Genomic DNA, 22,486 nt, shown 5'->3' on the forward strand with positions numbered 1-22,486 from the left:
CCGGCGGCAGGCCGATGCAGCCCGCCCGCCTGCGCCGTCAGTCGAAGCGGAACGACACGCCCGTCACCAGGGCGGCGTCCGTGCGCTTGAGGCCCGTGCCGGGGTCGTTGTTGTAGCGGTAGTTCACGCCGGTTGTCAGGTTCATGGTGGGCGTCATCGCCACGCTCAGGCCGACGTCGAACTGCGCTCTGTACGACGACGAATCCCGCAGGTTGGGATAGAACGTGAACTTCTGGCGCAGGCTCGTGTTGGAGGTGAGCCGGTGGTTGGATTCTTCGGCCAGCACGCCCTCGAGCCGCCCGTAGGTGGAGCGCACGGCGTCCGCCACTTCGGAAGGCTCCACGTAGCGGTCATCGCTGTAGCCCACGCCCACGGACAGGTCCAGGCTGTGGTCCTCCTCGCGGATCACATGCCGGCCCACGCCGGTCGCCACCGAGAACCGGCTGGCGATGTTGGATGGGCGGTCCCGCAGGTAGTCCGCGCTGCCGAAGCCGAAGTTCAGGGGCGAGAAGTCCCGGTTGTACTGTCCACCGGCGTTCATGCGCTGCGTGGTCTTGGCGCCATCGGAGTTGGCGTAGGCGACCTTGCCGGTCAGGCTCAGCTTGTCGTAGTCGGTGAGGCGTACGGCATCTCCCTGGGCATTCAGGTTGGCCGTGTCGCTGTTGCCCGTGGTGGCGTTGGCGCTGGCCGTGAAGAGATAGCGCCATTGGCCGTCCGGTTTCAGCGTGATCTGGCTGTGGGCCAGGCCGGGGAGGCCCAGGGCAGCGGCAAGGCCGAGCGATGCGATGAGTGGCGGGGTGCGGTGCAGCGCGGAATTCCGGGGCACAAGGGTCCTTTCGATGGGTCAAGCCTGAGCAAGATGGTGCCTGCACCCGCAGCAGAGTTCCGTGCAGCAAGCCCGTGGGTTGTAACGAGCCATTTCCCCATCGTGGTGTGGGTCCTGTCCTACAGGGCAAGGCTCCACGGGCGCAGCTTCGGGGCGCCCCACCGGCGGCATACTGCCTGCTTCACCGACTGGCGCGGGGCACCCTTTGGCCCGCGCTGCGATCGGCGCGGGGTGTCCGGATAAAATCCGCGAGTTACCAAGCGGTTACCACCGCGCCGCTTGCCGCATTTGCCGGGCCCCCGGGCCTTCACCCACCTGAAACGGATCCATCCCATGCCTCTCGTCTCGATGCGCGAAATGCTCGACCATGCCGCTGAAAACCGCTATGGCATTCCTGCCTTCAACGTCAACAACCTGGAGCAGGTGCAGGCGGTGATGGCGGCGGCCGACGAGGTCGGCGCGCCCGTGATCCTGCAGGCCAGCGCCGGCGCCCGCAAGTACGCTGGCGAGCCCTTCATCAAGCACCTCATCCTGGCCGCGGCCGAGATGTACCCCCACATTCCCCTGGTGATGCACCAGGACCACGGCACTAGCCCCGAGGTGTGCCAGGGCGCGCTGAACCTGGGTTTCGGCTCGGTGATGATGGACGGCTCCCTCATGTCCGACGGCAAGACCCCGTCCTCGTTCGACTACAACGTCGACGTCACGCAGAAGGTCGTGGCCATGGCCCACAAGGTCGGTGCCACGGTGGAAGGCGAACTGGGCTGCCTGGGCAACCTGGAAACCGGTGACGCCGGCGAGGAAGACGGCATCGGCGCCGTCGGCAAGCTGGACCACAGCCAAATGCTGACCGACCCCGAAGAGGCTGCGCAGTTCGTGCAGGCCACGCAACTCGATGCGCTGGCCATCGCCATCGGCACCAGCCACGGCGCCTACAAGTTCAGCCGCCCGCCCACGGGTGACATCCTGGCCATCAGCCGCGTCAAGGAAATCCACGCCCGCATCCCCAATACCCACCTGGTGATGCACGGTTCGTCGTCCGTCCCGCAGGACCTGCTGGCCGTCATCAACCAGTACGGCGGCAAGATGAAGGAGACCTACGGCGTGCCCGTGAAGGAAATCCAGGAAGCCATCAAGTACGGCGTGCGCAAGATCAACATCGACACCGACATCCGCCTGGCGATGACCGGCGCGGTGCGCAAGTTCCTGGCCGAGAACCCCGACAAGTTCGACGCGCGCGAATGGCTCAAGCCTGCCCGCGAAGCCGCCAAGCAGATCTGCAAGCAGCGCTACGTCGAGTTCGGCTGCGAAGGCCAGGGCGCCAAGATCAAGGGCCGCGGCCTGCAGGAAATGGCCGGCCTGTACGCCTCGGGCGCGCTGGCCCAGGTGGTGAACTGACACCGCACTGATCTGTGGGCCGCTCGGCCCGCAGGCTCACGAACCAAGGCCCGGTGGCATGCAGATGCCGCCGGGCCTTTTGCATGGATCTTCGCCTCCGCCGGGGCATGGAGTAAGCTCCCTCGCCAAACGCCGGCTCCCGTCCGGCGTTCCAGCCCTGGGGGAGACATCATGCAGATCGGTGTTCCGGCGGAGACCTTGGAGGGAGAGACCCGTGTAGCGGTGACACCGGAGACGGTGAAGAAGCTGCGCGCGCAGGGCCATGAGGTCTGCATCCAGTCCGGCGCCGGCGTGCGCGCCAGCGTCACCGACGCAGCCTACGAAGCCGTGGGCGCGCAGCTCGTCGATGCCGCCACCGCCTGGGGCTGCACCCTGGTGCTCAAGGTGCGGTCGCCGCAGACCGCGGAGTGTGCCGCCCTGCAGCCCGGTGCCACGCTCGTCGGCATGCTGGACCCCTTCGACGCCCCCGGCCTGGAGCGGCTGGCCCAGGCCGGCGTGACGGCCTTTGCCCTGGAGGCCGCCCCCCGCACCACCCGCGCCCAGAGCATGGACGTGCTCTCCAGCCAGGCCAATATCGCTGGCTACAAGGCCGTGATGGTCGCCGCCGACCGCTACCAGCGCTTCTTTCCCATGCTGATGACCGCCGCAGGCACCGTGAAGGCGGCGCGCGTGGTGGTGCTGGGCGTCGGCGTGGCGGGGCTGCAGGCCATTGCCACCGCCAAGCGCCTGGGGGCTGTGATCGAGGCCTCGGACGTGCGCCCATCGGTCAAGGACCAGGTCGAATCCCTGGGCGCGCGCTTCATCGACGTGCCGTTCGAGACCGACGAGGAGCGCGAGGCCGCCCAGGGTGTGGGGGGCTATGCCCGCCCCATGCCGGCCGGCTGGCTGGCGCGCCAGCGCGCGGAAGTGGCGCTGCGCGTGGCACAGGCCGACGTGGTGATCTGCACCGCGCTGATCCCCGGGCGCGAGGCGCCTCTGTTGATGACGGCGGAGATGGTGCAGTCCATGAAGCCGGGCTCCGTCGTCGTCGATCTCGCCGCTGGCCGCGGCGCGGCCGGGCCGCACGGTGCACCCGGCGGCAACTGCGCGCTCACGGAAGCGGGTCGCACGGTGGTGCGCCATGGTGTGACGCTGGTGGGCGAAACCAATCTGCCGGCGCTGGTCGCGGCCGATGCCTCGGCGTTGTACGCACGCAATGTGCTGGATTTCCTCAAGCTCATCCTCAATGCCGAGGGAGCCCTCCATGTGGACCTGCAGGACGATATCGTCGCCGCCTGCTTGGTCGCCCGCGACGGGGCCGTGCAGCGTGCGTGACGCTGTGTTGCCGTACCGAGCGGGCTATGCTGCCGCACCCGTGCATGCCAGCGCGCAACCCGGCGGGCTGCGCTGCACGGTTCAGCGGCTTGGCCGCCAACCGATTCAAACCAAGAGAGAGGGAAGGTCCATGGGCGTCGTTCTGCAGATTCTGGGGCTGGTCATCACGTTCACGATGGCCATGGAAGCGTTGCGGCGCTTCGGCATCGATGTGGGGTGGCTCAACCCGCTGACCTTCTTTCGTCGGCGCGCGTGGAAGAAGAAGGTGACGACCCCGCCGCTCTACACGCTGGAGCATCCGGTGGACGTCGTCGCCGTGCTGGCTCTGGCAACGGTTCAGGCGACCGGCTCCGTGAGCGCGCAGCAGAAGGCGGGCGTGCAGGCGCTGCTGGCGGAGCACCTGGGCCTGGCCGAATCCGATGCGTCGGCCCTGTGCATTGCCAGCGGGCACATGCTGCGCAACCGGCCGCTGGCGGTGTCCGAGCTGCCGGCCGTGCTCGGGCCGAGCGCGGACAAGTTCACCGATTACCACCTGCAGACCCTGCAGACCATCATGCGCGCCGCCGCGCAGATCGAGCCGCCGCAAAACGCCGCGCAGCGCGAGCTGTTGGGGGCGGTGGACAGCTACTTCGCCAAGAGGAAGGCGGCCCAGGGTCCCTGGTCCTCCAGCACCTGATTGCCACCTTAGGAGGTTCGCCATGGAAGCCGTCTCTCCCACCATCATCCACCTCATCATCTTCGTGCTGGCCATCTATGTGGGCTACCACGTCGTCTGGACGGTGACGCCCGCGCTGCACACGCCGCTGATGGCGGTGACCAATGCGATCTCGGCCATCGTCATCGTGGGAGCCATGCTGGCGGCAGCGCTCACCGAGACGGCGCTGGGCAAGACCATGGGCGTGCTGGCCGTGGCGCTGGCGGCCGTCAATGTGTTCGGCGGCTTTCTGGTCACCCGGCGCATGCTGGAGATGTTCAGGAAGAAGGACCGCAAGAAGGCCCCGTCCGCGAAGGAGCCGTCATGACCGCGGGGCGCTGGGGCGCTTGGTTTGACAACGCCTGGGATTACGGGCGCTTCGCTCTGCTGGCGGGTGCGGCGGGCGCACTGTTCGGCTCCAGCTACGGAATAGGGGTGGGCGTGGGAGTGGGCACGGCCTTCTTGGCGGCCTGCGCAGGAGTGCATGGGCTGGCGTGGAGCGCCCTTCGTGCCTCCCGGAGGTCTGGCGTACCACAGCGGCGGGTGCCGGGGAGCAACGCATGATGCTCAACATGAACACGGTGACGCTGCTGTACCTGGTGGCCAGCGTCTGCTTCATCCAGGCGCTCAAGGGCCTGTCGCATCCCACCACGTCGATCCGCGGCAACGTCTTCGGCATGGCCGGCATGGCGATCGCGGTGCTGACGACGGCGGCGCTGATCGCGCAGCTGGCCGGCGGCGTGGGCCCGGGCATGGGCTACGTGCTGGCCGGGCTGGTGGTGGGCGGCACCGCGGGCGCGGTGATGGCGCAGCGGGTGGAGATGACCAAGATGCCCGAGCTGGTGGCTTTCATGCACAGCATGATCGGGCTGGCGGCCGTGTTCATCGCGGTGGCGGCGGCCGTGGAGCCGTGGGCCTTCGGCATCACGGCCAAGGGGGCGGCGCTGCCGCACGGCAACCGGCTGGAGCTGGCACTGGGCGCGGCCATCGGTGCCATCACCTTCAGCGGGTCGGTGATCGCGTTCGGCAAGCTGTCGGGCAAATACCGGTTCCGGCTGTTCCAGGGCGCGCCCGTGACATTCCGGGGCCAGCATGGCCTGAACCTGCTGCTGGGGCTGGCGGCACTGGCGCTCATCGTCGGCTACACGGCCACCGAGGCGCGGCCGCTGCTGTGGCTGCTGCTGGCGCTGGCCTTCGTGCTGGGCGTGCTCATCATCATTCCCATCGGCGGGGCCGACATGCCGGTGGTGGTCTCCATGCTCAACAGCTACTCGGGCTGGGCGGCGGCGGGCATCGGCTTCAGCCTGAACAACAGCATGCTGATCATCGCCGGCTCGCTGGTGGGCAGCTCGGGGGCGATCCTGAGCTACATCATGTGCAAGGCCATGAACCGCTCGTTCTTCAACGTGATTCTGGGCGGCTTCGGCGGCGATGCCTCGGCCGCTGCGGCCGGCGGCGCGGCCGAGCAGCGCACGGTCCGCAGCGGCAGCGCCGACGACGCTGCCTTCATCATCGGCCAGGCGGAGTCGGTGGTGATCGTGCCGGGCTATGGCCTGGCGGTTGCGCGCGCCCAGCATGCCGTGAAGGAACTCGCGCAGAAGCTGATCGACAAGGGCATCAGCGTCAAGTACGCCATCCATCCGGTGGCGGGCCGCATGCCGGGGCACATGAACGTGCTGCTCGCCGAGGCGGAGGTGCCCTACGACCAGGTGTTCGAGATGGAGGACATCAACGGCGAATTCGGCCAGGTGGACGTGGCTATCATCCTGGGCGCCAACGATGTGGTGAACCCCGCCGCACTCACCAAGGGCAGTCCCATCTACGGCATGCCCATCCTGGAGGCCTACAAGGCCAAGACTGTGATCGTCAACAAGCGTTCCATGGCGGCCGGCTATGCAGGCCTGGACAACGAGCTGTTCTACATGGACAAGACCATGATGGTCTTCGGCGATGCCAAGAAGGTCGTCGAGGACATCGGCAAGGCTGTGGAGTGAGCGTGCCGGCTTCGACGGGCGCGCACGCACGAATGCGCATTCCCCGCAAGGGTCTAGGGAAAGTACAGACACGGCCTGCGGCACTGCGCGGACACAATGCGCAGGTTCCTTTGGTTACGAATAGAACTCTGGAGAGACAAGCATGAACGAACGCCCGTGGCTGGGTGCCTATCCGCAAGGGGTGCCGGCCGACATCGATACGACGCAGTACCCCTCCCTGGTCGCGTTGATGGAAGAAGCCTTCCGCAAGTATGCGGACCGCGTCGCCTACAGCTTCATGGGCAAGGACGTGAGCTACGCCGAGACCGACGCGCAAAGCCGCGATCTGGCCGCCTACCTGCAGGGATTGGGTCTGGCCCGGGGCGACCGCGTGGCCATCATGATGCCCAACGTGCCCCAGTACCCGGTGGCCGTGGCCGCCATCCTGCGGGCCGGCCTGGTCGTGGTGAACGTGAATCCGCTGTACACGCCGCGTGAACTGGAACACCAGCTCAAGGACTCCGGCGCCAAAGCCATCGTCATCATCGAGAACTTCGCGCATACGCTGCAGGCCTGCATCGCGCAGACGCAAGTGCAGCACGTGGTGCTGGCCACCATGGGCGATCGCCTGGGTTTCCTTAAGGGCCTGGTGGTCAACTACGTGGTGCGCAAGGTCAAGAAGCTGGTGCCCCCGTTCCAGCTGCCCGGCGCGGTGCGCTTCAACGAAGCGCTGTCGCGCGGTGCGGGCGCAACGCTCAAGGCGCCCGAGATCCACCCCGACGACGTGGCGCTGCTGCAGTACACCGGCGGCACCACGGGTGTCTCCAAGGGCGCGGTGCTCCTGCACCGCAACGTGATTGCCAACGTACTGCAGTCCGAGGCCTGGAACCAGCCGGCCATGAACAAGGTGCCGGCCGGCGAGCAGCCCACCAGCGTGTGCGCGCTGCCGCTGTACCACATCTTCGCCTTTACGGTGAACATGATGCTGTCCATGCGCACGGGCGGCAAGACCATCCTCATCCCCAACCCGCGCGATCTGGCCGGGGTGCTCAAGGAGCTTTCCAAGCACACCTTCCACAGCTTTCCGGCGGTCAACACGCTGTTCAACGGCCTGGCCAACCATCCCGATTTCAACACCGTGAACTGGAAGAACCTGGTGGTGTCGGTGGGGGGCGGCATGGCGGTGCAGGGCGCCGTGGCCAAGCTCTGGCTCGAAAAGACCGGCTGCCCCATCTGCGAGGGCTACGGCCTGTCGGAGACCAGCCCCTCGGCCAGCTGCAACCCCGTGGGATCGAAGGAGTTCACGGGCACCATCGGCGTGCCGCTTCCAAGCACCTGGATGAAGCTCATCGACGACGAGGGCCGCGACGTGACCGCCGTTGGTCAGACCGGCGAGATCGTCATCAAGGGACCGCAGGTGATGGCCGGCTACTGGCAGCGCCCGGACGAGACGGCCAAGGTCATGACGGACGACGGCTACTTCAAGTCCGGCGACATCGGCGTGATGGACGAGCGCGGCTACTTCAAGATCGTGGACCGCAAGAAGGACATGGTGCTGGTCAGCGGCTTCAACGTGTACCCGAACGAGGTCGAGGACGTCGTCGCCACGCTGCCCGGCGTGATGGAGTGCGCGGTGGTGGGCGTTCCGGACGAGAAGACCGGCGAAGCCGTCAAGCTCGTCATCGTCAAGAGGGACCCCAACCTGACCGAAGCCCAGGTGCGCGAGTTCTGCCACGACAATCTCACGGGCTACAAGCGCCCGCGCGTGATCGAGTTCCGCACCGACCTGCCCAAGACACCGGTAGGCAAGATCCTGCGGCGCGAGCTGCGCGACAAGAAGTGACCGAGGGCGCAGCCCCGGCGCAGCGCGGGCGGCTGTGGGCCTGGGGGGCCAACCACCTCGGGCAGGTGGGGGCTGGCCCCGGTGACGACCAACTCGTACCCGTGCCGGTGCCCGGTATGCCGCTGGTGCGGGCCGTGTGCGCCAATGCATCCGCGGTGCTGGCACTGGATGGCGACGGGCGTGTCTGGAGCTGGGGTTGGAACACCTGCGACATGCTCGGGCGGGGCCGCCCTGCGGACGAAAAGGCCTATTGGCTGCCTACCGTGCTGCGTGACCAGGGACATCGCAACCTGGACCCGGCGGGCAATCCCCCCGAGCCAGGCATGGTGCCCGCAGGCAATCCCGATGACGACGCAGACGCCGACGCTGCGTTCGACGCCGAACTCAAGGCGCTGCTGGCCAGCATGCCGGTGAACGTCTCGCCTGCTCCCGTGATGGAGGGCGTGTGCCCGCCGGGGCTGGTGCCGGGACTTCCGGCGGTGAGGCAGATCGCGATGGGCGCCGAAAACGGCTTCGCCCTGGACGAACAGGGCGCCGTCTGGGCCTGGGGCGCGGGCGGATGCATGGGCATTCCCCTGTCCAGGAGCCTGGCGCGGCCGCCTCCGGCGCTTACGCCCGTGCGGGTGGCCGGCCTGCCGCCGGTGGCGGCCATTGCCGCCCATCCTGCAGGGGGCACCGTCTACGCCCTCGATGCCGATGGCGTCGTGTGGTCCTGGGGCCATGGCTACGAGGGTGAACTGGGGCAGGGCAAGCGGCGCACGGACCCGGTGCCAGCGCCCATCGCCGGGCTGGCGCCGGTACGCTCCGTCCATGCCCTGGACTTCTCCGCGCTGGCCGTGCTTGCCGACGGCCGGGTGCTGGGCTGGGGGTCGGCCGAAAACGGGGTCGGCTTCGAGGCTGCGCGCAATAACACATGGCGCGTGCCTGCGCCCGTCCCTGTCCAAGGTCTCGCGGGCCCTGTGCGCGCCCTTTGGACGGGTTACGGTTTGGCGGTCTATCGGCTGGAGGATGGCTCGACCTGGGTGTGTGGCGCCGGCTTGCGTGGCATGTACCGAGGGGATTGGAACGACCCGCCCCGGGTGCCGCGCCGGCAACCGGAGCTGGACCCGTTCGTGGATTTCTTTCTTTGCGACAGCCATGGTTTTGCTCTGGACGCTGCAGGCGCGCTGCACGGTTTCGGCCGCGTCGAATCCGGCGCGCTGGGGCAGGGTGAGTGCGAGGTGGATGTGCTGCGCGACTGGGGGCCGATCACCATGCCGCAGCCAGTGCGCACCATGGCAGCCGCAGGTCACCACAGTCTTGCGGTCTGTGCGGCGGGATAATCCCCGCCGCGCCGTCACCCCTGGCCGCGGGCGCTTGCTGCGCGGCGTGCGGTGTTCTCCCGCGCCCATCCTTCCCCACCCGTTGCTCGACTCCTTCACTCCATGACCACCGCCATCCTCAGCGCCCTCCCAGAAGAACAGGCCGGGCTGGTCCACGCGCTCGCGCACCCGCAGCGCATCACCCACGCGGGCCGCGCGTTCTGGCGCGGCGAACTGCACGGCCGCTCCGTGGTGCTGGCCCTTTCGGGGATCGGCAAGGTGGCCGCAGCCACCACGGCTACGGCGCTGATCGAGCGCTTCGGCGTGGCGCGCATCGTCTTCACCGGCGTGGCCGGCGGCGTGGGCGATGGCGTGCAGGTGGGCGACGTGGTGGTCGCGCACGACTACCTGCAGCACGACATGGATGCCTCCCCGTTGTTCCCGCGCTGGGAGCTGCCCGGCTACGGCCGCACGCGCCTGGCCTGCGATGCGCAGGTGACGGACCTGTTGTCGCGGGCCGTGGACAGCTGCCTGCTCGACCTGGGCACCGGCGCTCTGGCGGCGCTGGGTGGCGCGCCTGCGGGTGCGCCCCGGCGGCATACCGGGCTGGTCGCCAGCGGGGATTGGTTCGTATCCACGGCCACCGGCGCCCGCGCCCTGCGGGAAGCCCTGCGCGCCGCCGACCACGTCGTGCTGGCCGTGGAGATGGAGGGCGCCGCCGTCGCCCAGGTCTGCGCGGATTACGGCATTCCCTTCGGCGCCGTGCGCACGGTGTCGGACCGCGCAGACGATGCCGCCCACGTGGACTTCACCCGGTTCGTCGAGACCGTGGCCGCCCGCTATGCGGACCACATCGTGGACCGTTTCATGCGAATGCTATGATTTAAATAGCTTTAAGCGCTTGTGGAATAAGCGCTGCAGGCCTATTTGGCATGAAATCTCTGCCCGGGGCCGTTGCTGTGGCGCCTGCGGCTCCGCACGGGCCCCAGCCAGCCAGCAGACGCCACGGGCGCGGCTGGCCGGTTGGTCGGCGTCGCTTCCGTCCGGGCCAAGTGCCCATATGTCAGGGGCGATCGCTGAAAGCAGCGGTGGCCGCGTGCCGCTCCAATAGGCCGCTCGGACACCTGCCGGGGTGGTTGCAGCACCTCGGCCGTCGGGTGAGCGCGCTCCGCGTTTGCCGACACCACGCCCACCGCGGCCTGTGGTGTTGCGCCCCCTGGCGGGCAGGTGCCCGCTGCATCGTCTTGCCGGACCGGGCAGGCTGAGCGCGGCACCGCTTTCAGGGTTACTTCAACCAGCCCCGCTTGCGGAAGTACCACATCGGTCCCAGGGCGCTGGCCACCATCAGGGCCAGCGCATACGGGTAGCCCAGGGACCAGTCCAGCTCGGGCATGAACTTGAAGTTCATGCCGTAGACGCTGGCGATCAGCGTGGGCGGCAGCAGCGCCACGCTGGCCACCGAGAAGATCTTGATGATCTTGTTCTGGTTGATGTTGATGAAGCCGACCGTGGCGTCCATCAGGAAGTTGATCTTGTCGAAGAGAAACGCCGTGTGGTTGTCCAGCGATTCGATGTCGCGCAGGATCTGGCGTGCCTCCTCGAACTGCTCTGCATTCAGCATCTTGCTGCGCATCATGAAGCTCACCGCGCGGCGCGTGTCCATGACGTTGCGGCGGATGCGCCCGTTCAAGTCTTCCTGGCGCGCGATGGCGCTCAGCACCTCGCCGGCGCGCGCATCGGTCACGTCGCCCGACAGCACCTGCGTGCTGACCTTCTCCAGCTCGTCGTAGATGTTCTCGAGCGTGTCGGCCGAGTATTCGGCATCGGCGTCGAACAGCTTGAGCAGCACTTCCTTGGCGTCCTCGATCAGGCCGGGCGCGCGGCGCGCACGCAGGCGCAGCAGGCGGAAGACGGGCACGTCCTCGTCGTGGATGGAGAACAGCACGCCCTTGCTCTTGAGCGTGTCGTTCACCAGGTTCAGGATGAAGGCCACGCGCACGGAGCGCGGCTGCTCGTCGTCGTCGATCAGAAAGTCGCTGCGGATGTGCAGCTCGCCGTTGTCTTCTTCGTAGAAGCGGGCGGATTCCTCGATGTCCTCGTCCATCGCATCCTCGGGGATGGACAGGCCGTAGTGCTGCTTGATCCAGCGCTTTTCTTCGAGCGAGGGGGATTCGAGGTCCACCCAGATGGGCTGGAACCGCGCGAGTTCTTCCAGGGAATCGATTTCTTCCTGGACCAGCCGGCCATTGGCCAGCGTAAAGATGTTGAGCATGGGCTCACTCCCGGTATGTGTGCGTCGTCTGCGAGGGGGCGGGGGGCGCTTTCAACCCGCGGCAGTCGGCGGCCGGGAGCTGAAAGCTACCAACTGGGGTAGGTTTCCACGGAGCTGTCTCCAAAAAATTGCAAGCGGCGGATTATGGCACCGCCCTGTGTCCGGCGCTGCCGGTCGCAGCCCGGCTCAGGCCGTGCCGGCGGCGCTGCGCACGAGCGCCAGCGCGCGGCACAGATCGGCCCAGGCGGCCGCCTTGGCATCGGGCGCGCGCAGCAGGTAGGCCGGGTCATAGCTCACCACGGCGGGCACGGCCGTGCCGTCCGGCGCGGTGATCTGGTGCACACCGGCGCGCAGCCGGCCCAGGGGTTCGCGGCTGCCCAGCACGGCGCGCGCCGCGCCCAGCCCCAGCAGCAGCACCATCGCCGGCCGTGCCGTCGCCAGGGTGTGCGCCAGCGCAGCGGCGGGCTCGGCACCCGCGGCGGCGCTGCTGCCGGGCTGCGGGCGCTCCAGCGTGGCCACCAGCGTGCGCGGATGGCGGTGCAGGCGCATGGCGCGCAGCATGTTGTCCAGCAGCTTGCCGGCGTCCCCGGCCAGGGGCTCGGCGGGCGTGGCGCTTTCCAGCACCACCAGCCAGCCCGCGCCCAGTTCGGCGGGCGTGCCGGCCGGGTCTGCGGACGGGTAGACCGCCACGGAGGAATGGAGCACCAGGTGCAGAGGTGCCGCTGACGCGACGCCGGTGCCTGCCGGTGCCGCCGCGGGCGTGTGTGCGGCTGCCGGGACCTGTGCCGGCCGGGGCTTTGCGGCTGCCGGCATGGCGGCGGGTTTCGGCGCCCCTCCGGGAGCGGTGGGTGGTTCCGCCGCGCGGGCGGTGGTCGGTGCCCCAGGGGCTGCCATCGCCGCGGCTGCAGGTGACGCCGCTACGGGTGCAGAGGAGGGGGGCGTTTCGCGGGCCACAGGCGCCCAGACGGAGATGCCCATCTCCTGCAGCATGGCGCGCTGGCGCGGGTCGAGGTCCAGGCTCATAGCTTCAGGCTCATCACGATGGCATCCTCGCGCTCGCCGTCCAGCGCCGGGTAGTAGCGCTTGCGCTCGCCGACGACGCGATAGCCATGGGTTTCATAGATCTGGCGCGCGCGCTGGTTGCTCACGCGCACCTCCAGCCACAGCCACTCGGCCCGCTGGCCGCGCGCCCACAGCGCGAGGGCGTCCAGCATCAGGTGCGCCCAGCCCTGGCGCTGGTAGGCCAGCGCCACGGTGATGTTGAGCAGGTGCACTTCGTCCACGCCTTTCATGGCGACGAAATAGCCGATCAGTTCGTCCTGCGCCATCAGCAGCTGGGCTTCGTAGCCCGCGGCCAGGGCGTCGATGAAGTTGCCCCGCGTCCAGGGGTGGGTGTAGGCACTCTCCTCCACCTGCAGCAGCATGTCCAGGCGCGGCAGGGACAGCGGCTCGAAACGGGCCTCTGCAACGGCGGTGGACTGGGGCAAGGCGCTCATGGCGTGGCGGGGAGGGCGGCCGCCCGGCGAGCGGCTTCGCGCTCGGCGGTGGTCTGCGCCACTTTATCGCGGATGTAGCGGGGCAGGGCGGCTGGGGCCGGCACGGCGGCGCCGGCGGCCAGCAGCGCCGGTGCCAGGCGCAGCAGCGCGGCGGCCGTGGGCAGGGCGTGCACGTGCGGGGCGTCCGGTGCCAGCCGCTCTCCGTACGCGGCCTGGGCGTTGCCGGCCACGGTCCAGCCGGCGGGCACGGCGACGGATTCGGGGCGGCCGAGTTCGAAGTCCGCCGGAACGGACCAGGAGCCGCTGTCCTGCCACTCGAACGGGGCCCAGTAGACCTCGTCCATGCGCGCGTCCAGCGTGGCCACCACGCGCGTGCAGCCGTGGGCGGCGCGGGCCTGCTCGGCCACGGCCAGCAGGGTGTCGACCGGCAGCACGGGTACGCCGCGGCCGGCGCGGGCGCCGAAGGCCAGGCCCTGCGCCACGGCGCAGGCCGTGCGCAGCCCCGTGAACGAGCCCGGCCCCCGGCCGAAGACGATCGCGTCCAGCCCGTCGAAACCCAGGACCGCCTGGGCCATCAGCCCGCGGATGGCGGGGATCAGCCCGGTCGAGGCCTGCGCGCCGCCGGGCGCGCTGTGCTCCCACACCGCCTCGTCCCGCTGGACGGCGATGGAGAGGGTGTCGGTGCTGGTGTCGAAGGCAAGCAGGTGCATGGAAGAGAGGAAGGCGGGGCGCCGTGGACAGGGCGGCTGGCCGGCCGGCGGAAGGCGAAGCAGGGATTATCGGCGCAGGCCCCGGGCGCGCGCGGGATGGGGCGATAGACTCGCCGGATGAGTCCGCTTTCCCTGAAGAGCCGGGCGCGCGCCGGCCGCCGTGCCGTCCTGGCGGCCCTGGCGCTGGCCATGGCCGCGCCCCTGGCCGCGCAGCCTGCAGCGGCTCCCGCCGCCCGCGTTGCTGCCGCCCCGTCGTCACCCCTGCCCCCTGCCGTGGAAGCTGCCCTGGCCCGCGCCCAGGTGCCGCGCGAGGCGCTGTCGGTGCTGGTGGCCGATGCCGAGGGCCGGCTGCCGCCGCGCCTGGCCTACCGCGCCGAGGTGGCGTCCAACCCCGCGTCGGTGATGAAGCTGGTCACCACCTATGCCGCGCTGGACCTGCTGGGCCCCGCTTTCGTCTGGGAAACGCCGGTCTACCTGGACGCCAAGCCCCAGGGCGGCAGCCTGCAGGGCAACGTGTACATCAAGGGCCAGGGCGATCCGAAGCTGGTGGTCGAGCGCCTGTGGCTGCTGATGAAGCGGCTGCGGGCGCAGGGCGTGCAGGTGATCGTGGGCGACATCGTGCTCGACCGCACCGCCTTCCAGCTGCCCGAGCACGATGCCGCGCTGTTCGACGGCGAGCCGCTGCGGCCCTACAACGCCGCGCCCGATGCGCTGCTGCTCAACTTCAAGTCGGTCGCCATGACCTTCCTGCCCGAGCCGCAAAGCGGCGTGGCGCGCGTGGCCTACGAGCCGCCGCTGGCGCCCATGCAGCTGCAGGCGACGGTGCCGCTGGCGGCGCCGGGCACCGAGTGTGGCGATTGGCGTGGCGCCCTGAAAGCCGAACTGGGCGACCCGGCCCGCATCGGCTTCCAGGGCGTGTACCCGGCGGCCTGCGGCGAGCGGCAATGGTCCGTGGCGCCGGCCGATCCGCGCGGCTATGCGGGCCCGTGCGGTGGAGGGCATGTGGCGCGAACTGGGCGGCAAGCTCACCGGCAGCGTGCGCGACGGCAAGGTGCCCGCGGGGCTGGCTCCGGCTTTCAGCACCACCTCGCCGTCGCTGGCGGAGGTGGTGCGCGACATCAACAAGTACAGCAACAACGTGATGACCCAGCAGGTCTTCCTCACGTTGGCGCTGCAGAAGACCGGCGTGGGCAGTTTCGAGGGCGCGCGCGACGTGCTCGGCCAGTGGTGGCGCCAGCGCTTCGGCCCGGCCGAGCCGCCGGTGGCCGACAACGGCGCGGGCCTGAGCCGCGGGGCGCGCATCAGCGCCCAGTCGCTCGCGCGCATGCTGCAGGTGGCGTGGGTGTCGCCGCTGATGCCCGAACTGGCAGCCTCGCTGCCCATCGCGGGCGTGGACGGCACGCTGCGGCGCACGCAAGGCCGCGCCACGGGCAGTGCCCACCTCAAGACCGGCACGCTGCGCGACGTGTCCGCCATGGCCGGCTATGTGCATGCGGCCAGCGGCCGGCGCTATGTCTTCGTGGCCATCGCCAACCATCCCAATGCACCGGCTGCCCGGCCGGCCATTGAGGCGCTGGTCGAATGGACCGCGCGAGATCAGTAACCAATAGCACGCTTCAAAAATGAGAGCGCCATGCGCTCGCTGTATCTGGCATCTGAAGTCTTTACATTTGTAAGTCGTCTCCGCGCCTGCGCTGATTGCTCCTTAAATGAGAGCTAACCTCCCGCGCCGGCTGTCGCGCGGTCCGCGTTGCCGTGGCGGGGGCGGGCCCGGCGGGACACCGCAGCGTCGGTGTTTACCCGCACTCCCGGGGCGTTTCAGAGCCCCTACCATGGGCACTCCAAAAAAAGAACGGTCGTTCTAATTCATAACAGGAGAATGCCTATGCAACGATGCTCATCTTGGGCGCTGGCGGTCGTGGCCGCTGCAGCGCTGTCCGCCTGCGGCGGCGGCGGCGCCGACACCACCCCGGCCGTTCAGGTCACGTCCGTCAAGGTCGCAGGCGACAGCCTGGCCGACAGCGGCACCTTCGGCTTCAAGTTCACCGTGCAGGGCACGGCACCCACCGGCGCCGGCTCCACGCCCATCTGGCCCGAGCGCGCAGCCGCCAGCTATGGCCTGTCGCTGTGCCCCCGCTACGTGGCCACCAGCACCACCACGTTCACCGCCAATCCCAGCCCAGGCTGTACCAACTACGCCATCGGCGGCGGCCGCATCAACAACCCGACGGCGCCGACCTCGCCCGTTTCCATCCAGAAGCAGCTGCAGGACATGGGCGCGGCCGGCTTCGGCGCCGGTGATCTGGTGCTGGTCGACGGCGGCGGCAACGACGCGGCGGATCTGATCGGCGCCTACCTGCGTGTGCGCACCGATGGCGGCGCCACTTACCTGACGCTGCTGGGCACCCAGCTGGACGCCGCCACGGTCAACGCCGCGGCCGCCGCGGGTGCCAACGGCCTGGCCGCTGCGGGCGCCACGTACATGAAGGCGCTCGCCACGCAGTTCGCGACCAGCATCCGCGCCCAGACCGTGGCCCGGGGCGCGCCCCGCGTGGCCGTGCTGAACATGCCCGGCATCACGCTCACGCCCCGCTTCCGCACGGTGCTGGCTTCGATCGCCGCCAGCAGCGGCACGGCCGCCGCAGCGTCTGCCGAGGCGCTGTTCGACGGCTGGATCCAGGCCTTCAATGCCCAGCTGGCGACCAGCCTGGCCGGTGATGCGCGCATCGTCGTGGTGGACTTCTACACCTCGTTCAAGGACCAGTCCACCAACCCGGCGCAGTACCAGTACACCAACGTCACCACGCCCGCCTGCCCCGCCACCGGCGTCGGCAGCGACGGCCTGCCGACCTACACCTTCCCGACCTGCACGGCCGCCGCCCTGTCGGCGGCACCGCCCGCGGGCGCCACCGGCGGCGCGGACTGGTGGAAGTCGTACGCCTTCGCCGACAGCTTCCACCCCACGCCCTACGCGCACCAGCAGATCGGACAGCTGCTGTCCCGTTCCCTGGCCACCGCCGGCTGGCTCTGAGCGGCCCGCAACCCCATCACAGGAACAATTTCCATGGTATTCCTCAAGCAGACCGGCGCCGCGGCGCTGGTCCTGGTGGCCTGCGCCACCACCGCCCACGCCCAGGTCGCGGGTTCGTTCTCGGTGCGCGCCGGCGCCACCCACATCGCGCCCCAGATGCGCAGCGGCCACCTGTCGGCGCCCAGCTTTCCGGATACGCGCATCGACGTGAAATCGGACACGGCGCTCACCGGTGGCCTCACCTACATGGTGACCGACCACTGGGCGCTGGACCTGCCCGTGGGCCTGCCGTTCAAGCACAACTTCGTGGGCGACGGTGCCATCGCCCGCACCGGCAAGCTCGGCGAGACCAAGGTGCTGCCCCTGACGCTGTTCGCGCAGTACCGCTTCGGCGAGGCGAACGCCTCCTTCCGCCCCTACGTGGGGCTGGGCGTGACCTATGCCAAGTTCTTCAAGGAGCGCACCACCGCGGCGCTGACGGGCCTGACGGGCGGCACGCTGGCCAACCCCACGACCGCCTCCATCGACGACAAATGGGGCGTCACCCCGCAGGTCGGGTTCGTGTGGGCCTTCAACGAGCGCTGGTTCCTCGACGCCGCCCTCTACAAGAGCTATCTCAAGACCACCGCGCACCTGTCGAGCGGCCAGAGCATCGACATGCGGCTCAACCCGTACGTGGTGGCCGTGGGCGTGGGCTACCGGTTCTGAGCGCTGGGGCCGCGCGGCCCCGCCCGGCCATGAAAAAAGCCGACCTGCGGGTCGGCTTTTGCTTGGGGCGGTGGGCGGCCTGGCCGCCCGGTCTGCCGGCTTACCAGCGGTTGCGCAGGCGGTCGTAGGCCCAGTCGCCGAACTGGCGGTGCGCAGAGGGCGCCGGGTACACGTTGTCCGCGAACACGAACCGGTTGGAGTCGGCAGCGGGCAGCAGCGTGGAAGGCGTGCAGCGGGCCGAGTTGACCTGGCCGGCGCCGGTGCCGATGCCGTTGCCGGGGTCGACCGAGGTGCAGACGGCCGCGGTGCTGTTGTCCATGCTGAAGTTGCCCGGGCTGAACGTCATGTCGTTGAAGTAGGACTCGGCGTCCACGATCAGCACGTTCTTGCCCAGGGATTCGATACGGATCTTCAAGGCATCATTGAACGCGCGGGTGGCTGCATTCAGCGTATTGGTCTGGCCGATGGTGATGGCCCAGGGCGTACGGCCCAGATTGTAGGTGTTGGTTACCAGCACGTACTGCGCGCCGGCGGCCACCAGGCGCTCCACCTGCGCGCCCAGTTCGCGGCCCGCGGTGGTGGCGGCGGCGTTGAACTGGTCCACCGTCGAGGTGCCGGCCGTCACGGCCGTCATGCCGACGATCAGGTCGCTGATGCCGCCGTTGACGATCACCAGGTCCTCGGCGCTGAAGCGGCCGGTATTCAGGAAGCTGGTGATCTGGGCCTCGATGGACGGCGCGGTGCCGCCCGCGGCGTCGGTCGTGGCGGTCACGCGGGCATTGCCTTGCGCAAAGCCCGCACCGCCGCTGACCTGCGGCGTGATCGTGCGCCCGTAGCGGGAGGCCAGCTGGTTGGCCCAGTTGTCCACCGCGCCGGTGCCGTTGACCGTATAGCGCGAGCCGGTCTGCCCCATGTCCGTGAAACCGTCCCCGAACGTGACGAACCGCGAGGGCGAGATGGCCGATTCGGTCGTGCTCGATCCGCAGGCCGCCAGCAGGGTGGCCGATGCGCATGCGGCGACCACCAAGGTGCGGCGCATCCAATTTGCTGCCATGTGTTTCTCCAGAAAAAGTGGATGGGAGTTTAACGACTGTGCCGCCGGCGGGTGCAACAGGGCGGATACACGCGGCGGCGCAGCCGGCTCAGGCCGCGGCGGCCCGCTGCAGACGGTCGCGCACGCCTTCCCAGTCGGGCGTGGCGGGCGGGGTTTCGATCCAGATCAGCTTCACGCCCTCGTCGTCGAAGCTGCGCAGTGCCGCGAACAGTTGCTGGGCCGCGGCAGCGGCGTCGTCGGGCATGCGGCGCAGCACGATCTTGCTGGAGCGCATGCGCAGCGCCGTACGGGCATAGACGGCCAGGTGGGCCGCGTCGGCGCCCAGCACGTCCAGCCCGGCCTGCAGCGCCTGCGCGTCCATCAGGCGCACCTTGGCAGTGGGCGCATAGTGCGCCTCCAGCGTGCCCGAGGCGCGCGGTGTCTGCGCGGGCAGCTCCTCTTTCGAGAGCGGCGCGATGCCGCAGGCGGCAGCGATCTGGTCGCGGCCGATGGCGCCGGGGCGCAGCAGCACGGGCACGCCGCGGGTGCAGTCCACGATGGTGCTTTCGATGCCCACCTCGCAGGCGCCCCCGTCCAGGGTGAGCAGCGCGTCGCCGAACTCGTCCTGCACGTGCTGCGCCGTGGTCGGGCTCACGCGGCCGAAGCGGTTGGCGCTGGGCGCGGCCAGGCCGTGCACGGGCGCGCCACCCAGGTCCGGATCATCGGCGGCGCAGGCACGCAGCACGGCCTGGGCGACCGGGTGCGCGGGGCAGCGCAGGCCCACGCTGTCCTGTCCGCCCGTGGCCGCCGTGGCGCGGCCGGGGAGGCGCGGCAGGATGAGCGTGAGCGGGCCGGGCCAGAAGGCGTCGGCCAGCGCTTGGGCGAAGGCCGGCACCTCGCCGGCGAAGTGGGCCAGGCCGGCCGCATCCGCCACGTGGACGATCAGCGGGTGGTCGCTGGGCCGGCCCTTGGCGGTGAAGATCTGCGCCACGGCCGCGTCGCTGGCGGCATCGGCGGCCAGGCCGTACACCGTCTCGGTGGGCAGGCCCAGCAGGCCGCTAGTGCGCAGCACGCGTGCGGCGGCGTCGATGGAGGTGGCCAGGCGGCCGTCGAGGATCATGGCGTGCCTTGCGCGCTCAGAAGGGCGCGATGCCCAGCAGCGCCGCAGCCTGCAGCGCGGTGGCGCGTGCGGCTTCGGCCGTGGGGGCGGTGATGTTCAGGTGCCCCATCTTGCGTCCGGGCTTGGCCTGGGCCTTGCCGTACAGGTGCAGGTGGGTGCCGGGCAGGGCCAGGACGGCGTCCCAGGGCGGCGTCTGGGGCTGCGTGCCGCCGCGAGCGAACCACAGGTCGCCCAGCAGGTTGAGCATGACGGCCGGGCTGTGCAGGCGCGGCTGCGTGAGCGGCAGGCCGGCCAGGGTGCGCACCTGCAGCTCGAACTGCGACACGTCGCAGGCGTTCTGGCTGTAGTGGCCGCTGTTGTGGGGGCGCGGAGCGATCTCATTGACCACCAGCGTGCCGCCCTCCAGTACGAAGAACTCTACGCACAGCACGCCCACGTACTGCAGGCCTTCTGCTACCGATTTCGCAGCGGCTACCGCTTGCTGCGCAAGCGCTGCGGGCACATTTCCTTCATAAACCTCGGTCACGGCGAGGATGCCCTCGCGGTGCAGGTTGCGCTGCACCGGCAGGTGCACGCAGGCACCGTCGGCGCCGCGCGCCACGATCACCGAGCATTCCAGCGCTAGCGGCAGCCTCTTTTCGAGCACGCAGGGCACCTGGCCCATGGATTGCCAGGCAGCGGCCAGCTCCTCTGGCGTCTTCACGCGGGCCTGGCCCTTGCCGTCGTAGCCCAGGCGGGCCGTCTTGAGGATGCCCGGCAGCAGGGCGGCGGCATCCACCGCGGCCAGCTGGGCGGCCGTTTCGATCACCGCGTAGGGCGCGCAGGGCACGCCGCAGCGCACGAAGTGGGCCTTTTCCTGCGCACGGTCCTGCGCGATGGCGACGGCGCTGGCAGCGGGCGCCACGGGGCGCTCGGCGCCCAGGGTGCGCAGCGCCTGCGCGGGCACGTTCTCGAACTCGGTGGTGATGGCGTCGCTCAGGCCGGCCAAACGGGCCAGGCCCTCGGGGTCTTCGTAGGCGGTCTGGACGTGGTGGTGGCTGACCAGCCCGGCGGGGCTGTCGGCGTCCGCATCGAGCACGGCGGTGAAGTAGCCCATGGCCTGCGCGGCGTGCACGAACATGCGGCCCAGCTGGCCACCACCCAGCACGCCCAGCGTGGCACCGGGGAGCAATGAGGTCCCCACGCTCCCCGAGGGGGCCTTCGCGCCCTGGGACGGCACGGCGGCGCTCATGTCGGGCTGCACGCTCATGCGGCCACCGGGGGCAGGGTCATGGCGCGGGCGACCTCGGTCTGCTCGGCGCGGAAGGCTTCGAGCTTGGCGCGCAGCGCCGGGTCTTCGTTCGCCAGCAGGGCCACGGCGAACAGCGCGGCGTTGGCCGCCCCGGCCGCGCCGATGGCGAAGGTCGCCACTGGAATGCCCTTGGGCATCTGCACGATGCTGTGCAGCGAGTCCACGCCCTGCAGGTGGCGGCTGGCCACGGGCACGCCGAGCACCGGCACCGTCGTCTTGGCGGCGATCATGCCGGGCAGGTGGGCCGCGCCGCCCGCGCCGGCGATGATGGCCTTGATCCCCAGGCCGGCAGCGGCCTCGGCGTAGGCGAACATGTCGTCGGGCATGCGGTGGGCCGAGACCACGCGCGCCTCGTGGGCGATGCCGAATTGCTGGAGAATCTGCACTGCGTGCTGCATGGTGTCCCAGTCGCTGCTGGAGCCCATGACCACACCGATCTGGATGGGTTTCATGTGGAGTGGGGCGCCGCAGGTGCTCCCTGCCCGCCGAAGTGGAACCCGCGATTTTACTTTTTGTGCACGCGCCCCGCGTGCGCACCCCCAACGGGCCTGAACCAATGATCGATGTCACCGTAGAAAATTTTGAAGCCGAAGTCGTCGCCGCGTCGATGCAGATGCCCGTGCTGGTGGACTTCTGGGCGCCCTGGTGCGGCCCGTGCAAGACGCTCGGCCCCATCCTGGAGAAGCTGGAGACCGAGTACGCCGGCCGCTTCAGGCTGGTGAAGATCGACTCGGACCAGGAGCAGCAGATCGCCGGCATGTTCGGCATCCGCAGCATTCCCACCTGCGTGCTGATGGTGAACGGCCAGCCCGTGGACGGCTTCATGGGCGCGCAGCCCGAGGGCCAGGTGCGCGCCTTCCTCGACAAGCACGTGCCGCCGGCGGACGCGGTGGCTCCCGAAGAAGACGACGTGCTGCCGGAAGCGGCGCCCGAGGAGGCCGATCCCGAGGCCGCGCTGGAGACGCTCCAGCACGCCGTTGCCACCGATCCTGCCAACGACGATGCCCGCTTCGACTACATCAAGCTCCTGCTGCAGCGGGGCCGCGACGACGATGCCAAGGTGGCCTTCGCACCCGTCATCGCCAAGGCCGGGCTGTCGCGCAAGCTCGGCGCTCTGAAGCTGTGGATGGATGCTATTGATTCGGTAGCTGGTAGCGCAGATGCAGCAAGCGCTGAGGCCGGTTTTGATGCCAAGATCGCCGCCAACAAGCGCGACTTCGACGCCCGCTACGGCCGCGCGCTGGCCCTGATCGCCTCGCAGCGCTGGACGGATGCGATGGACGAGCTGCTGGAGATCCTCATGCGCGACAAGGCGTGGAACGACGAGGCCGCGCGCAAGGCCTACGTCGGCGTGCTGGAGCTGATCGAGCAGCCGAAGGTGAAGGTGGCCGATGGCCAGATTCCGCCCGAAGACCCGGTGGTGGCGACCTACCGCCGCCGGCTTTCCAGCGTGGTGCTGAGCTGAGCGCGCCGCTG

Annotated in this window: 20 protein-coding genes and 1 pseudogene; 12 read left to right on the forward strand and 9 right to left on the reverse strand. The window is 69.5% G+C overall.

What is annotated here, in order from left to right; genetic code table 11:
- Positions 1-37: 37 nt before the first annotated feature.
- Positions 38-826: a DUF481 domain-containing protein gene (locus QE399_RS08065; RefSeq protein WP_309827834.1), complete on the reverse strand. Its 789-nt coding sequence runs from the start codon at positions 824-826 to the stop codon at positions 38-40.
- A gap of 333 nt (positions 827-1,159) precedes the next feature.
- On the opposite strand from QE399_RS08065, the gene fba reads away from it, so the two are divergent.
- The 8 genes from fba (at position 1,160) to QE399_RS08105 (ending at position 10,231) form a co-directional block, all read left to right on the forward strand.
- Positions 1,160-2,224, forward strand: a complete 1,065-nt coding sequence (gene fba, locus QE399_RS08070; RefSeq protein ID WP_309827836.1) for a class II fructose-bisphosphate aldolase — start codon at positions 1,160-1,162, stop codon at positions 2,222-2,224.
- Between the two features lie 171 nt (positions 2,225-2,395).
- On the forward strand, positions 2,396-3,538 hold the full coding sequence (locus QE399_RS08075) for a Re/Si-specific NAD(P)(+) transhydrogenase subunit alpha (protein WP_309827837.1): 1,143 nt from the start codon (positions 2,396-2,398) through the stop codon (positions 3,536-3,538).
- A gap of 130 nt (positions 3,539-3,668) precedes the next feature.
- The gene (locus QE399_RS08080; protein WP_309827838.1) at positions 3,669-4,214 is read left to right on the forward strand and encodes a phenylacetic acid degradation protein; all 546 of its coding nucleotides are present in this window, start codon (positions 3,669-3,671) and stop codon (positions 4,212-4,214) included.
- A gap of 22 nt (positions 4,215-4,236) precedes the next feature.
- On the forward strand, positions 4,237-4,560 hold the full coding sequence (locus tag QE399_RS08085; protein WP_309827840.1) for an NAD(P) transhydrogenase subunit alpha part 2: 324 nt from the start codon (positions 4,237-4,239) through the stop codon (positions 4,558-4,560).
- A gap of 235 nt (positions 4,561-4,795) precedes the next feature.
- On the forward strand, positions 4,796-6,226 hold the full coding sequence (locus QE399_RS08090) for an NAD(P)(+) transhydrogenase (Re/Si-specific) subunit beta (protein ID WP_309831971.1): 1,431 nt from the start codon (positions 4,796-4,798) through the stop codon (positions 6,224-6,226).
- Between the two features lie 142 nt (positions 6,227-6,368).
- Positions 6,369-8,048: a long-chain-fatty-acid--CoA ligase gene (locus QE399_RS08095; protein ID WP_309827842.1), complete on the forward strand. Its 1,680-nt coding sequence runs from the start codon at positions 6,369-6,371 to the stop codon at positions 8,046-8,048.
- Entirely contained in the window at positions 8,045-9,370 is a 1,326-nt protein-coding gene (locus QE399_RS08100; RefSeq protein WP_309827844.1) for an RCC1 domain-containing protein, read from the forward strand. The genes QE399_RS08095 and QE399_RS08100 overlap by 4 nt, the downstream gene beginning before the upstream one ends.
- A 102-nt stretch (positions 9,371-9,472) precedes the next feature.
- Positions 9,473-10,231, forward strand: a complete 759-nt coding sequence (locus tag QE399_RS08105; RefSeq protein ID WP_309827846.1) for a 5'-methylthioadenosine/adenosylhomocysteine nucleosidase — start codon at positions 9,473-9,475, stop codon at positions 10,229-10,231.
- A 403-nt stretch (positions 10,232-10,634) separates the two neighbouring features.
- Here QE399_RS08105 and corA read toward each other — a convergent pair whose 3' ends face one another.
- From corA to tsaB, 4 genes are all read right to left on the reverse strand, one after another.
- Positions 10,635-11,621, reverse strand: a complete 987-nt coding sequence (gene corA, locus QE399_RS08110) for a magnesium/cobalt transporter CorA (RefSeq protein ID WP_309827847.1) — start codon at positions 11,619-11,621, stop codon at positions 10,635-10,637.
- A gap of 186 nt (positions 11,622-11,807) precedes the next feature.
- Positions 11,808-12,326, reverse strand: a complete 519-nt coding sequence (locus QE399_RS08115) for a uracil-DNA glycosylase family protein (RefSeq protein ID WP_309827849.1) — start codon at positions 12,324-12,326, stop codon at positions 11,808-11,810.
- A gap of 314 nt (positions 12,327-12,640) precedes the next feature.
- Complete coding sequence (rimI, locus tag QE399_RS08120) at positions 12,641-13,117, reverse strand: ribosomal protein S18-alanine N-acetyltransferase (RefSeq protein WP_309827851.1); 477 nt, start codon at positions 13,115-13,117, stop codon at positions 12,641-12,643.
- Positions 13,114-13,827, reverse strand: coding sequence for a tRNA (adenosine(37)-N6)-threonylcarbamoyltransferase complex dimerization subunit type 1 TsaB (gene tsaB / locus QE399_RS08125; protein ID WP_309827853.1), 714 nt, complete (start codon positions 13,825-13,827; stop codon positions 13,114-13,116). Before tsaB ends, rimI begins: the two co-directional genes overlap by 4 nt.
- Before the next feature lie 117 nt (positions 13,828-13,944).
- On the opposite strand from tsaB, the pseudogene dacB reads away from it, so the two are divergent.
- The 3 genes and pseudogenes from dacB to QE399_RS08140 all read left to right on the forward strand — a co-directional run bounded on the left by dacB (position 13,945) and on the right by QE399_RS08140 (position 17,566).
- Positions 13,945-15,430 (forward strand): annotated as a pseudogene (gene dacB / locus QE399_RS08130) (D-alanyl-D-alanine carboxypeptidase/D-alanyl-D-alanine endopeptidase).
- A gap of 276 nt (positions 15,431-15,706) precedes the next feature.
- Entirely contained in the window at positions 15,707-16,858 is a 1,152-nt protein-coding gene (locus tag QE399_RS08135) for an SGNH/GDSL hydrolase family protein (protein ID WP_309827854.1), read from the forward strand.
- 33 nt (positions 16,859-16,891) lie between these two features.
- Positions 16,892-17,566 (forward strand): OmpW/AlkL family protein, encoded by a 675-nt coding sequence (locus QE399_RS08140; RefSeq protein ID WP_309827857.1) that lies wholly within the window; start codon positions 16,892-16,894, stop codon positions 17,564-17,566.
- A gap of 100 nt (positions 17,567-17,666) precedes the next feature.
- Here the strand turns inward: QE399_RS08140 and QE399_RS08145 are convergent, their stop codons facing one another.
- The 4 genes from QE399_RS08145 to purE form a co-directional block, all read right to left on the reverse strand.
- Positions 17,667-18,620 carry an SGNH/GDSL hydrolase family protein gene (locus QE399_RS08145; protein ID WP_309827859.1) on the reverse strand — a complete coding sequence of 318 codons (954 nt, stop codon included), beginning with the start codon at positions 18,618-18,620 and terminating at the stop codon, positions 17,667-17,669.
- Positions 18,621-18,708: 88 nt separating this feature from the next.
- A complete protein-coding gene (locus QE399_RS08150) occupies positions 18,709-19,719 on the reverse strand; it encodes an L-threonylcarbamoyladenylate synthase (protein WP_309827860.1) in 1,011 nt (336 codons plus the stop codon).
- Between the two features lie 16 nt (positions 19,720-19,735).
- Positions 19,736-20,950, reverse strand: coding sequence for a 5-(carboxyamino)imidazole ribonucleotide synthase (locus QE399_RS08155; protein WP_309831974.1), 1,215 nt, complete (start codon positions 20,948-20,950; stop codon positions 19,736-19,738).
- Positions 20,951-20,964: 14 nt separating this feature from the next.
- Positions 20,965-21,462, reverse strand: a complete 498-nt coding sequence (gene purE / locus QE399_RS08160; protein ID WP_309827862.1) for a 5-(carboxyamino)imidazole ribonucleotide mutase — start codon at positions 21,460-21,462, stop codon at positions 20,965-20,967.
- Between the two features lie 104 nt (positions 21,463-21,566).
- Here purE and trxA point away from each other — a divergent pair, with 104 nt between their 5' ends.
- Positions 21,567-22,475: a thioredoxin gene (gene trxA, locus QE399_RS08165; protein WP_309827864.1), complete on the forward strand. Its 909-nt coding sequence runs from the start codon at positions 21,567-21,569 to the stop codon at positions 22,473-22,475.
- The last annotated feature ends 11 nt before the right edge of the window (positions 22,476-22,486 follow it).

The sequence above is a fragment of the Paracidovorax wautersii genome (genome assembly GCF_031453675.1).
Classification (GTDB): Bacteria; Pseudomonadota; Gammaproteobacteria; order Burkholderiales; family Burkholderiaceae_C; genus Paracidovorax.